This window comes from Allobaculum sp. JKK-2023 (assembly GCF_034745455.1).
Taxonomy (GTDB): domain Bacteria; phylum Bacillota_I; class Bacilli_A; order Erysipelotrichales; family Erysipelotrichaceae; genus Allobaculum.
Genome location: NZ_JAYERV010000003.1, coordinates 2,573,445 through 2,587,058, shown reverse-complemented (window position 1 = coordinate 2,587,058; position 13,614 = coordinate 2,573,445). Strand labels below are relative to the sequence as shown.

The following is a 13,614-nucleotide window of genomic DNA, read 5'->3' as shown; positions in this document are numbered from 1 at the left end:
TTTCTAAAAGTCGTTTTTCTGATCGGCAGGAGCCTGCAGAAAAGTGTTAAGTTTTCAACGCTCAATCCAACACTTAATAAAAAGTTAATATTTGTTCAAATAAAAAATACCATCTTTCGCTTCTGAATGTAGGAAAAACGAAAAATGGTGAATATAAAATCCATGACACCTAAAGGTGTTTCGAATTTATGAGAGTCGTCAAAAAGTAAAAAAGCAGCAGACAGATTCATGCCAGATGTTTTCCTGGTGACAGATCCAGACACTATTTATGGACTTTCGTTGCCTTCGGAATTTGTATTTCTACTTCCAGAAGCGCACCACTTTGTATTCGAGACTGAATTTCATCCAATTCTGAAGACTCAGATGGACAGCTGTGGACAAATCACCATTTGTCAATATGGGTCAAAAGAATATCCGTTGTTGTCCAAAGAAAAGAAAATTTTAAAAGCATCTATAGGTAAGGAATATTTTATACATGATACGTTCGTTTACAGAAATCAAAAAACTGACAGATGGTCTTGGACGGCTATGCTTGTTCACAAAATTCCATACATGCTCAACATCCGTCAATATTCGCCATCCCTTTAAACTGATAGACTGTAACCGTAATCAAGACAGAAAGCGCCAGCTGCAGATGGTCTTCTGCCACGGAGGAAAAAGATGAATAAAACTGAAAGGTATGAACAGATTTCCAAGGAAATCGTCGATGCAGTTGGCGGCATGGACAACATCGCCGGTTCTGCACACTGCGCTACCCGACTTCGCATTATTCTCAAGGATAATGACAAAGCGGATATGGAAAAACTTGACAACATCGATTTATGTAAAGGAACGTTCGTAGCTGGCGACCAGCTCCAGATGATCTTTGGAGCCGGCCTGGTTAATGATGTCTATGATGTTTTCTCTAAATATACCCATACTGAAAACATGTCTCTGACCGATATTAAAGAAGCCGGATCCAAAAAACACAATCCGCTTCAGATCGCGATTAAATCGCTCTCCGATGTTTTTATCGAAATCATGCCGGGAATTCTGGCTGCTGCTTTGCTTCTTGGCCTGACTGGTGTTCTTAACAACCTTGATTTTGTCAAAAATAACGCAACGCTCTATGCGATCAACCGTCTGGTTACCATTGCATCGGCCGGTATCTTTGATGTCCTGCCGCTTGCTGTATGCTATTCCGCTGTCAAACGCTATGGCGGCAAACCAATTCTTGGTATCGTTCTGGGCGCCATCATGTTATCGGCCAATCTGACGAACGCTTATGATGCAGCCCAGGGACTTGCCACACCTGAAACACTTAGCCTGTTTGGTGTTCCAATCGAACTGGTTGGTTTCCAGGGCGGGATCATCATTGCTTTGATGATTGGCTATGTGGTTGCAAAACTGGATCAGTTCTTTGACAAAAAAATTCCAGATGCCATCAAACTGCTTGTTTCCCCGTTGCTGACTGTTCTGGTTTCTACCCTGCTTTTGTTCACACTGATTGGCCCAGTCGGAAGAACGCTGTCGAACTGGATTACCTACGGTCTGATCTGGGTTACTGAAAATTTAGGTGTATTGGGGTATATGTTATTTGCGGGTGTTCAGCAGATCATTGTGATTACTGGCCTGCATCACATTTTCGGGGCAATCGAAGCCCAGTTAATCGCTGATACAGGAACAAACTTCCTGAATCCATTAATGTCTGTTGCTTTAATGGGCCAGGGTGGTGCGGTACTTGGCTATCTGATCTTACATTGGAAAAACGTGAAAGATCGCGAAATCTGCATCCCCTCTTTCCTGTCTACCTTGTTTGGAATTTCTGAGCCGGCTATCTTTGGCGTCAACTTACGCCATAAATATCCGTTAATTGGCGGCTGCCTGGCTGGCGCCGGCGCCGGAGCCTATGTTTACTGGACGCATCTGACTGCCCTTGGCTTTGGTACAACCGCTCTGCCTGGTCTTGCTATTGCCAATCCGGCCAACAATGGCTATCTGAACTACATTCTTGCGCATCTGATCGCTTTAGTTCTGGGTATTGTTTTAACCATGGCTTTAGGCGTGTTCCACAAAGATGAAAAGCAGAAAGCAAAAGCAAAAAAAGAACAGGAAGCAGTTCCTGTCCTTGAAGTAAAAGAAAATGTACTGTATTCCCCGATCAAGGGAAAAGCAGCCCCAATTCAGGAGTGTTCGGATCCAGTTTTCAATTCAAAAGCCATGGGCGATGGCATGGTGTTTACTCCTGAAGATGGGCTGGTTGTTTCTCCGGTCAACGGAACTGTTCTGATGATTTTCCCAACCAAGCACGCCATTGGACTGCGGGCTGAAAATGGAACGGAACTTCTCATTCATATGGGACTGAATACGGTCAGCCTGGAAGGGAAGCCCTTCGAACTCTATGTTAAAGAAGGCGACACAGTCAAAGCCGGTCAGAAGCTGGCTTTAATGGATCTGGAAGCGATTGAAGCCGAATCTCTGTCCACTGAAACACCACTGATTGTTACCAGTATGCAGCCGGTTCGCATCACCAATGCCGGAGCAGTCAACTGGGGTGAATCGGTTATGGAGATTGTCCATGAAAACTGAAATTCAGGCTGCTTTGCAAAGTCGTCTGGATGAAACTTCTGCTGCCAAAGGACGGCAGAAGTTTCATCTTATGGCGGATATTGGGTGGATCTCAGATCCCAATGGACTTTGCGATCACAACGGCACGATTCATATCTGCCATCAGTACACTCCGGCAGCCGATCTTGGCCTGTCCAAATCCTGGGGCCACTATACGACCAGAGACTGGATTCACTATATCGACCAGGGAACTTTGATGGTCCCTGATCAGCCCATTGATAAAGATGGCTGCTATTCAGGCAGTGCGCTTTCATGGAAAGGAAAGCTGCATCTTTTCTATACGGGAAATATTCTCTCCTTTGGAGATTTTGACTACATATACAGCGGGCGCGGTCACTATACCAACCATCTGGAATCAACCGATGGGCTGCACTTTTCGCCCAAAGAGGTTCTGCTTCGCAACGAAGATTATCCGGCGGATATGTCCTGCCATGTCCGGGATCCTAAATTGACTGTGGTCAAGGGAAGGCCCTGGATGGTTCTGGGAGCCAGAACCAGAAAAGATGTCGGATGCGCCTTGCTTTATCAGGCGGATCCTGACAATCTCTGTCATCTTGAATACGTTCAGACCATCCATTCTCCCGAGAAATTTGGCTATATGTGGGAATGCCCCGGCCTGATTGCAAATGGAGATGATTTGTATCTGATGGCTTGTCCCCAGGGCGTACCCAGACAGGGATACAAGTACGAAAACGTCTATCAGAACGGTCTTTTCCGGCTCAGCCAGGACAAAACGAATCAATGGATCGCCAAAGATTTTCAGACACTGGACTATGGCTTTGATTTTTATGCCCCACAGAGCTTCGTCGATCATCATGGGCGTGAAATAGTGATTGGCTGGATGGGAATTCCTGATGCCCCCTATGACAATCCGGAAAAAGAACAGAACTGGGTGCATTGTCTGAGTCTGCCGCGCACGATCCGCTTTGAAAACGGTCGAGTTTTCCAATACCCTGTCGAAGAAATTCTGACTTTAAAAGATGTCGAAAAACCAATCTGCATCAGAAAAAAAGCCAGAGTTTTAAACACCCGGACATTTGCTTTAAAACTGAATCCCGAAAACAGACCATTTGTTCTGCGTCTGCGCCATGATCTTGAAGCGGCTTATGATGAAAAACTCTTTACGCTTCGTTTTTCTGATCCAGATGGCAGCGGGAAAGGCCGCACTGCCCGTCATATCGAACTGGACTCCTGTATGGAGCTGGAGATTTTCAGTGACGAAAGTTCGGTGGAGATTTTTCTCAATCATGGTCAGTACGTTCTTTCCAGCCGCGTCTATGATCAGGATCAAAAACTGTTTCTTCAGGCTGATCGGCCTTTATATGGAACTCTTGCCCAGATGCACCCGATTGAAATTGACTATTCCCCCGCACTTGGCCTTGAAAAGTCTACCTTGGCCGTTGAAGTCCCCCTTTCTACATCATCACAAGCCTGATTGTCAAATCTATACCGATTTACTTTGGCAGGCCCTCGGAATCCATTCCGGGGGCCTTTTAAGTGAAGGAAATTCGAAATCCCAGTCGCAGTTCTGGTACTGTCCTCCGGCTATTTTGATAAAGTCATGGAAAATGCGTGTTTTGCTTCTGGCAGGTGGTCAGGATGCGCCCCCGAGTGAATCTGATATTCAACGCGTTTTTCAGTTCGGTACTGACTGGGAGACATTCCTTTCTTTTTGTGAAACAGTTTTGAAAAATACAGGACATCTTCGTATCCGACCGAGCGGCTGATGTCTCCGATTGGCAAATCAGAGTAGAGCAGATAAGAGCAGGCATTGGCCAGCCGCACGGAAAGAATGTACTCCTTGACGGACATATCCATGGCTTTTTTAAAAATCCGATGAACATAGCTGCGATCCAGAGCCATATGGTCAGCGATTTCCTGAACACTGATGGGACGATCATAGTTCTGTTCAATATAATTAAGAATAATGTTGATATAGTCTGAAGCATGCAAAGCTTCTTTCGGGCGGGCAACGGGCAACTCTTCAGCCAACTGGTAGACCATTTCCCATGCACAGCAGTTATAAAGCAAATCGAAATTTTTTGAAATTTCCAGCGGCTTTAACTTTTCAAAGATCGCTGGAATTTTCGAATTTTCTGGAAGTCGACAGACTTTCTGCTTAAACAGACAGGAGCGGCGAATGTATTCTTCCGCTTTCATCCCCTGAATCCCAATCCACGAATACACCCAGGGGTCTTTTTCATCTGCCTGATAAAAAATCCGCTCGCCAGGAATCATCAAAAATAAATCTCCCGCCTGAAGAGAATACGTTTTACCGCCAGTCTGATAAATTCCCTTGCCGGAATGAATATAGTGGAGCATATATGAATTGCGGACCGCCGGTCCATAACTGTGAGAAGGCTTGCATCGTTCGTGACCTGAGGTATGAACCATCAGATCAATGGTCTTGTAAAAGTCATTGGAGAAAACAAAATTTTGCATAATGATCACCTTTTTACGCAGACAGATTGGGGGAGTTCGTCCACTTCTTCTCTTTCAAGAATAGCGTTCGAAAGCCAAAATAGACACTCCCTGATTCAACTCGAATCGAAAGAAAAACAGGCATTCTCTTCCTTGGCTTTTCTCTTTGTGTCAAAAAATACAGAATGAGAGAATCAAAGAAGCAAAGAAGGAAGCAAAGAAACGAAGATAGAAAAAGATCCGATTCTTTCTGCTGCAGACAGAAAAAATCGGATCTTTGAATGGTGTGTATCCGGATGTTCAGATTGAGTCCAGCTCAGGCAGATCCAGGTCGGTCAGATTCAGCATTGAATCTGCAGGATCTATTTCACGCCTTTCACCATGTTTTCGTTCATTCGCATCACAAAGGCGAAATAGAAAACAAGATTCAGTGCCAGCCCAAAAGCCAGCAGATATGGATCCAGAGTTTCTGGAATCACATTCTGAATCAATGCCGCTCGAATATTCTCCTTGGAGTTATAAAAGAACGTATAGGCATCCAGAATGGCTGCACCCAGACACAAGTACATCAGCATTCGGTTTGAAGACTGAATCGTGCGGACTTCCTTCGCATCAGCCTCTAAAAACTTTCGTTTCTGCACTTTGTTCATTTTGCGCAGGGTTGCAAGGTTGCCTTCAATCCGGACCTTGCGCTGGGAAGCCTGACGATTGACATACACAGCCATGCCCACAATCAAAAAATTCACCAGGGCATACCAGCCCACGCGCGAACACAGCAGCAACAGTAAGGAGCCGATGATCCCCATCAGCCACCAGTATTTTGTCAGATATGCTTTCATACCATACATTCTATCATTAATGACAACGGACTCACACTGGATGTCAGGATTCTTTCAAGACCACTCAATTTGTTACAATTACTTGATCCGAACCAGTTTGGATCCACAGATCGAACAACGGTAATCTTCCGGGTGTTTCACCACAGCCGACATTTTCTGGCGGCTGTAAATTTTGCTGCAGCCTGTGCATTGAAGCTGGTAACGGTCTTTGGCAGGATTTTCGGCCCGAAAGGATAAAATCTTCTGATCGTGTTCACTCAGCTCTTCGTAGGTTTCTTTATGGAAGGTCGTCGTGACATGATAGCCTAAAACATAGTTGGCAAGGGCAGCGTAGTGTTTAAAACGCTCAGAATGATTCATACAGGAATCAATGGTATGAATCAGCTCATGAGCAAACGTGTCACGAATGACTTCCTCGTTTTCCACTTCTAACAGAGCGGGATTAAAGTAAATATAATAATGTCTGACCAGCTGTTTACTTTCTTTATCCCAGATTTTTTCACAATAACATTTCCCCAGTGAAGTGCGCAGGGTGCGGCGGACACTGACATGGTCGGCCAGGTGAATGGGGAATCCGAGCATCTGCAGATCTTCGCAGACGTCCAGATAAATTTCCATCCAGCGTTCAGTGGGCTGCTCATAGCTGCCATCCGCACGTTCCAGGACCTGTCCTAAAGGATCAGGTTTATGACGTCTGGCCACTTCACGATTATGATCTTCGTATTTTTTCTCCACGATTTCCGCATATGACTTTTCAACCATTTCCGGAATATTCAGCTGATGCCAGACTTCACCGGTCCTGTCTTCACTTACGCCGCGAGTCATCGTCAGCGTAGCAGAACTTAAAGCTGGAGCGGAATTTGAGTTGGTCATTTCCGTATCTGTCATCTTCTTCATATTCTTGGTTTTCCGTTGTTTTCTGGATTTTGATGTTGATCGAGCCATGGTTGTCCTCCTTTCCAGACCTGTATTTTCGGGCCGTCCTCAAATGGACAGCAGGCAAGTCATTTACCTGGCTTGAAAAATATCTGATTTTCCTTGCGCCATTCTTATTTCCCTGAAAAATCTATCGCCTCCCTGAAAGAATGCAAAGCAGATCGCGATGAATACCCGCCAGTTTATCATTTTTCCATTTCTCTTTTTGGCTTTTCATTCATGAAAAGACATGATCAATTGTTATTTTGTCTGAACAAGACCGATTTACTTATACATCCATTTCTTCTTTCCGATTTTTCGCCCATCGAATTCCCTGTCTGATTCAAGCTGTTTCTATTCAAGGGTTTGAGTCCTGATTTTTGCTTCGCCCGAAATGGATCCAACAGGAAAGCAGCTGTTTTTCACGCATCCATGTACGACAAAAGCCAGAACTGGAATTCCATTCTGGTCTGCAATACTGATGACATTTTCGTGCCGTTGACCTTGCTGGAACCAGGCTGTTTCAAGAATTCTTTTTGGGTATCAATGGCGGGTATGATTCTACGAAATCTATAATTCATTTTGAATGTTTTTTCAAGCTTTATTCCAGATTTTATTCAATTTTAAGGCAACATGTAAAAAGACCGCAGATCATTGAACATCCTTCAGAACTGCAGTCTTTTTAAGAGGTTAAAGTCAGGTTCAGGTATTGTACCAAAAAGGCAAACAACAGCCTGCATCTTTTGTTTTCTATGCCGATTTTCCAGATTTCAACCGGTTTTCTTCAGACTTGACTACTCTTGCGCTTACCGGTTTCTATCAAGTTTCGTTCAGGCAGCATTCATACCAACCCGGGAAGGAACGCTTTTTTTCATTGGCTTGAAAATCATGTAGAGATACCAGCCAAGAATGACCAAAGCAGCTGCTGTTCCAATGCCAAAGCCGCCGCCAGTAAACCAGGTGCCAAGCTGATCAATGATGAGGGCAACCGTGTAGGCGTAGAACATCTGCCAGCCAATCGCAAACCAGGTCCACTTGCGATCGTTCATCTCTTTAGCCAGCGTAGAAATGGCAGCCAGACATGGCGCATCCAGCAGGTTGAAGGCCAAAAAGGACAGAGCAGCCCATGCAGATGGGAACATCGTCATCACGGCTGTCCATAACGCTGGATCTTCACCCGTCTCATCGAGGACATTGACCAGAACACCCATTGTCGAAACAATCTGTTCTTTGGCAACAAATCCGGACAGCGAAGCTGCAGTTGCCTGCCAGTTGCCCCAGCCAAGTGGTGCAAATAAAGGAGCAATCCAGCCGCCGATCGCAGCCATTAAAGACTGGCCGACTTCATCGACCATGCCAAATCCATCAGCCGTAAAGCCATACGTTAATAAGAACCAGGTCACAACGCAGCACACAAACAGAATCGTTCCGGCTTTTTTGATGAAGTGCCAGCATCTCTGCCAGGTCTGACGCAGAACGTTATTAACTCTTGGCCAGTGGTAAGCCGGAAGTTCCATGATAAATGGAGCCGGTTCGCCCGCAAACATCTTTGTGTGCTTGAGAATCAGGGCAGAAAGAATGATCGCAAAGATGCCAAAGATATATGTCGCCCAGGCAATCCACCATGCATCCGCGCCACCCATGATGGCTCCGGCAATCAATGCAATGATTGGCAGTTTAGCTCCGCAGGGCATCGAAGTGGTGACGATCATTGTCATTTTCCGATCCCGTTCTTCTTCAATCGTGCGGGCAGCCATAATGCCAGGAACTCCGCATCCAGTTGAAACCATAAAGGAAATGAAGGACTTGCCGGAAAGACCAAAGCGGCGGAAAATCCGGTCCATGATAAAAGCGATCCGGCTCATGTAGCCGCAGTCTTCCAGAAAAGACAGGCACAAGAAGATCACAGCCATCTGTGGAACGAATCCAAGCGGAGCGCCCAGACCGCCGATAATGCCATCAACGACCAGAGAAATGACGCTGTCCGAAGCATGGAGACTTTCCAGAAACGTTGTCATGTTCGCCTGACACCATTCCGGAACAAAGACATCATTGACCCAGTCCGTGCAATAGGTGCCGATCGTTGAAATCGACAGGTAGTACACCAGTCCCATGACCAGAACGAAAATCGGCAGAGCCAGCCAGCGGTTGGTGACGATTTTATCGATCTTATCGGAAATACTCAGCGTATGCGTTCTGTTTTTCTTGTAGACCCCATCAAGAATTCCAGCAATCCAGGTGTATCTTTCATCCGTGATGATACTCTCTGCATCGTCATCCATCTCTGTTTCCAGTCCTTCACGAAGGACGTTGATTTTCTTCAGACTGGCAGGATCCAGCTTGAGCTCATCCAGTACTTTCGCATCGTTTTCAAAAACTTTAATCGCATACCAGCGGCTTTCTTCTGATTTTGGCAGCAACACTTCAATCGAACTGAGGACATCTTCAACTGGTTTTGAAAACTCACTGACATGCGGTGTTTTTTTTCCAAGCGCTGCTGCAACAGCCGCTTTGGAAACCTCGTCAATTCCCTGTCCACTGGCCGCAGAAAGTTCAATGACCGGACAGCCCAGCCGTCTGCTTAATGCTTCCACATCAATCTTGTCTTTCTGCTTGCGAACAATGTCCATCATATTCAAAGCCACCACAACCGGCAGATTGAGCTCCAGCAGCTGACTGGTCAGATATAAATTTCTTTCCAGAGTCGATGCGTCCACGATATTGAGAATGGCATTGGGCTTTTCGTGAATCAGATAGTTACGGGTAACAACCTCTTCAGGCGTATAGGGAGAAAGTGAATAAATTCCCGGCAAGTCCTGAATGACAATTTCCGGCTGTCCTTTGAGGCGGCCCTCTTTCTTTTCAACGGTTACTCCCGGCCAGTTTCCAACATACTGACTGGATCCAGTGAGCGCATTGAACAGCGTGGTTTTCCCGGAGTTCGGGTTGCCCGCCAGTGCAATCTTGATCATAATCTTCTCCTTTTTTGATTTTCTTAGATTTTCTCAACCTGAATGGCTTCACATTCCTGTTTGCGCAGCGTCAGTTCATACCCGCGCAGATTGATCTCCATTGGATCGCCAAGCGGGGCAAGTTTGCGGACCAGAAGCTGGCATCCCTTGGTCAGTCCCATATCCATGATCCGGCGCTTCAGGGCACCAGTGGCTGCAATTTTGATGACTCTGGCTTTGTCGCCAGGGTGAAGTTCATTTAAAGTCATTGCGTTTTCTCCTGTCTTTTTCTTTTTTGGTCTGTCTAGATCATGATTCGTCTGGCCAGATCTTTATTGAGGGCAATCCGTACTCCTTTGACTTCGACAATCAGACTGCCGGCAATAGACTGCTTCACGGAGATGGTTTCATTTTCTACCAGCCCCAGATTTCTAAGATGACTTCGTACCTCATCCTTTCCGGTAATGCGCGAAATCGTATAATTTGTATTTTCCTTTGCGAAACATAACGGCATAGACATAGGTCCTCCCTGTCAGTTCTGAACCTTCGCTCAGACTGGCATTATCTGAATTAGTTCACTCTAACTTAAGCGATTCAAAGTTTACTCCGACTAACTGTATTGGTCAAGCCTCATATTAGTATTTCCTAACTTTGTAAGTATTCTCTCTATATATAGAGTCATACAGAGTCTTTTATCCTGTTTATTTTCATTCAGGTTCCCGTCAGTTCCCTTTCGAATTCATCGATTCTATCCTTTGCTGGCCACAATTCTTTTGTAAAACTCCTTTTATCGGGCATATGTGATTTTTCTGATTTCTGTCTGTTTTTCATTTTTCTTTGTTTTGTTTGGCGAACCGGGTTTTCTCTCCTGTTGGACGCATGAGCACTTGTGCGCTTCTGTCTTTGCCAGATTCTCTTTCTTTCCTTTCGAACCTTTTCATCCAGTCAGAAATGCAGGCAAAGTCAGGCAACAGATTTTCATTCAACCTTGCCAAAGGCGAAAAATAGAATGGATCAGATTCTCTGGTTTCCAGAAAGCTGAAAAATCAACCCAACAAAAAAACTGGCTTGCACCAGTCGTTCATCTCTATTGTTTCTCTTTAGTTTTCTGCCCGAAAAGTCCAGTTTCTTTACCAGAAATTTTTCTTCTTTGAACCGAAGATCTGATCCATCTTTCGGCCCCAAACCATGTCCCATATGGATTTTCGCTGCTGAAAATCCAAGAGTCTATCTCATTCTTTGACTCTCAGTTTCCCCACACATAGAAAGCAGGTGCCCTATGGAAAAATTTGGAACCTTTTATCTTGACCAGGAAAAGGACATCGTCGTTGATCTGACGATGGATGGAGATGTTCTTTCCTATACCTTACGCACTCCAAACCACCACACTGGAAATCTGATTACCAACCTGGCCAGACTTTGTGATCTGCCTTTGACCTTTGATGACAAGGGACTCAAACAGATCCAGGGCACAGTCCCCGGCTATCTGGACAGCGACAATAACAAAGTCTATATTTTCCGGCTTGGCGGAACCAAATGCGCCAACATTTACCCGGATGGAACCATCGAGCGCAAGGCTGCCATTCCTGCGATTGCCAAAACGCTCATGTCTCAGACCAAAAACTATCGCCTGAATCTGGAGCAGACGATCATCAAATCCTATATTCTTGAAGATTTGAAATTTCGCACCGACCTGCATACCCACATGAATGCCAATCTTCATCCAGATACCTTGATTGCCCTCGGGATTGTCCATCAGGTTCGTTATCCGCTCTATTACATCAAAAAACTTGGGCTGAAACTTTCTGCTGCCCAGGAAGAAAGACTCGCTGCTGATCGCGCAAAAGTCAGTGCGCAGTTTGCCAACAGTCCGCTGGAAGGCAAGTATCTCGATCGTAAAATCGATGACAACACCTTCATCAACTTTGCGGATCTGATTTTAAACAATCTGGAAAACGCCCCACAAAACCTGCCAAAAATCCGGGCTTCGCTGTCCATCATGAAAGATGGTCAGGCCGTCTTCACCAATCTGGAAAAAGTCTATCTGTACCGCTATGTCTTTTCCAAAGGCATCCCCAGTGCAGAGTCCATCCAGCTGGCGCATGTCGATCAGATTCCGGATGCCGATATTGCCCGGATGGTCATGCAGATGCTTGCCGATGACCAGAATCCGAAATACGCCGACTTCAGTCTGTTCCAGGACAAGCTGCTCTGGGTAGGGCGGATGTATCAGTCCAAAGGCATCCAGCTGGCAGAAATTTCGGATACCGGTCTGGTCAAAAAAGAGGCAGCCGCCGGAATGCTGGAGCAAATCCATCAGGCCATGCCGGCCATCTATGAGGAAACCGGTGTGCGCATGCTGTTTCTGGCTGCCTTGCGCCGTATCCCATTAACCATTGTCAAAGACCAGATTCAGAGTGCGGATTATCAGGACAATCTGGAAACGCTCAAAGCCGTTGCCATGGATCCCTACGTAGCCGGTTCTGATATTCTGGGTGAAGAAATTAATGATATCCGGGATCTGAAACCAGTCATTGAACAACTTGTCAAAATTGCCAGGGACGAACCCTCCTTTGTCATCCGGATTCATGCGGGTGAAAACGATGGCATCCGGGACAACGTTCTCAACTCCGTTTTATTAGTGGAAGACTGTCTGGCCGATGGCCAGCCCATGCCGGCGGTGCGGATTGGGCATGGGCTGTATACCGCCAACCTGGCCAGCGTGCAAGGCAAGAAGCTGTTATCCAAACTGAAAGAGGACCATGTCACGCTGGAATTCCAGATCACCTCCAACGTCCGTCTCAATAACCTCTCCAGTCTCGCTCACCACCCACTCAAGGCTTATCTCAAAGCTGGTGTCCGCTGCGTTCAGGGCACCGATGGCGGCGCCATCTATGGCTCTAACTCTGTCGATGAACAGCTCTCGCTTGAGCGGTTGCTCAAACTCGACCGCAATGATTTTAAAGCCATGCGCAAAACGGAAGATTCGATCATTGAAAAAGCCACAAAAGCCTTCCATGACAAAATGGGAGCTTACGAGAAACTGAGCGAAGGTCAAAACTGCACTGAGTTTTACCAGAAACGGATTGAAAAAGCCCATACAGGCGAAGTTTCGCCTTCCTCCAAAGACCGGACCCCATCTTTACAGGCTTTTGCGGACGAAATCAAGCCTCTGCCAACTGGCAAGACACCGATCATCCTGATGGGTGGATCCTTCAATTCAGACCGCCATGTTACCCGGATGCGTCCAGATGGCAAAGAACTGATCAATGATCTGTTGATCACCCTCAATCCAAAAGAAGTCTACTTTGTCATTGGCCACAAACTGAAAGGCTATGAAGCTTTTCTGGTTGAACAGAACAAGAAGCTGGCCAAACCTTTTGAAATCTTTGCGTTTGTTCCCGGCACAATTTTAAAAGCCGATGAGGCCCGCCTGAAAGCCAGCAAGCTCCCCATCCGGGTTGCACTGGAGCCCGAAGAACTGGGCATTTACAAGAGTGTTTCCTATGAGATCTTTAAGCGCCAGCCTTCAATTTTAATCGGGCTGGATGGCAACAGCGCAGCCCTCAACATGATCCAGGATGCCAAAAATGCCAAGTACAAGAGTCTGATTCTGCTGTTCCAGAAGTGCAGCGCCTTTAAATCCAAAGCGTCTTCCCTGTATGGCTATATCAGCCTGTTTGATGAACCACAATCCGTTCTCAAAAAGGTTCAGACCTTCTTCGAAGATCAGAACAGCCAGAATTCACCATTGGCCAACCCAGCCAACTGATCAACCCTCATCCCCTCAACGAAAACAAGCGGCCTTTGGGCGTATTACTCGCTCAAAGGCCGCTTTTCTAGATTTCTATGGGCAGATCTCATTTTTATGAGCAGATTTC

Annotated in this window: 10 protein-coding genes; 4 read left to right on the top strand and 6 right to left on the bottom strand. The window is 46.0% G+C overall.

The annotated features are described in order from the left end of the window. Window positions 1–228 precede the first annotated feature (228 nt). From U4956_RS10475 to U4956_RS10465, 3 genes are all read left to right on the top strand, one after another. Window positions 229–588, top strand: coding sequence for a hypothetical protein (locus tag U4956_RS10475; RefSeq protein ID WP_323090620.1), 360 nt, complete (start codon window positions 229–231; stop codon window positions 586–588). Between the two features lie 72 nt (window positions 589–660). Continuing rightward, window positions 661–2,568 (top strand): glucose PTS transporter subunit IIA, encoded by a 1,908-nt coding sequence (locus U4956_RS10470; RefSeq protein WP_323090619.1) that lies wholly within the window; start codon window positions 661–663, stop codon window positions 2,566–2,568. Continuing rightward, entirely contained in the window at window positions 2,558–4,042 is a 1,485-nt protein-coding gene (locus U4956_RS10465) for a glycoside hydrolase family 32 protein (protein ID WP_323090618.1), read from the top strand. Before U4956_RS10470 ends, U4956_RS10465 begins: the two co-directional genes overlap by 11 nt. A gap of 110 nt (window positions 4,043–4,152) precedes the next feature. On the opposite strand, the gene U4956_RS10460 is transcribed toward U4956_RS10465, so the two are convergent. The 6 genes from U4956_RS10460 to U4956_RS10435 all read right to left on the bottom strand — a co-directional run bounded on the left by U4956_RS10460 (window position 4,153) and on the right by U4956_RS10435 (window position 10,247). Continuing rightward, window positions 4,153–5,049, bottom strand: a complete 897-nt coding sequence (locus U4956_RS10460; RefSeq protein WP_323090617.1) for an AraC family transcriptional regulator — start codon at window positions 5,047–5,049, stop codon at window positions 4,153–4,155. Between the two features lie 341 nt (window positions 5,050–5,390). Next, the gene (locus U4956_RS10455; protein ID WP_323090616.1) at window positions 5,391–5,867 is read right to left on the bottom strand and encodes a hypothetical protein; all 477 of its coding nucleotides are present in this window, start codon (window positions 5,865–5,867) and stop codon (window positions 5,391–5,393) included. A 78-nt stretch (window positions 5,868–5,945) separates the two neighbouring features. Further along, on the bottom strand, window positions 5,946–6,812 hold the full coding sequence (locus U4956_RS10450; protein ID WP_323090615.1) for a SprT-like domain-containing protein: 867 nt from the start codon (window positions 6,810–6,812) through the stop codon (window positions 5,946–5,948). 800 nt (window positions 6,813–7,612) lie between these two features. Beyond that, entirely contained in the window at window positions 7,613–9,754 is a 2,142-nt protein-coding gene (gene feoB, locus U4956_RS10445) for a ferrous iron transport protein B (protein ID WP_323090614.1), read from the bottom strand. Between the two features lie 23 nt (window positions 9,755–9,777). After that, a complete protein-coding gene (locus U4956_RS10440; RefSeq protein ID WP_323090613.1) occupies window positions 9,778–10,002 on the bottom strand; it encodes a FeoA family protein in 225 nt (74 codons plus the stop codon). 35 nt (window positions 10,003–10,037) lie between these two features. After that, the gene (locus U4956_RS10435) at window positions 10,038–10,247 is read right to left on the bottom strand and encodes a FeoA family protein (protein ID WP_323090612.1); all 210 of its coding nucleotides are present in this window, start codon (window positions 10,245–10,247) and stop codon (window positions 10,038–10,040) included. Between the two features lie 765 nt (window positions 10,248–11,012). Between U4956_RS10435 and U4956_RS10430 the strand changes: the two genes are divergently transcribed. Further along, entirely contained in the window at window positions 11,013–13,505 is a 2,493-nt protein-coding gene (locus U4956_RS10430; RefSeq protein WP_323090611.1) for a hypothetical protein, read from the top strand. Window positions 13,506–13,614: the final 109 nt, after the last annotated feature.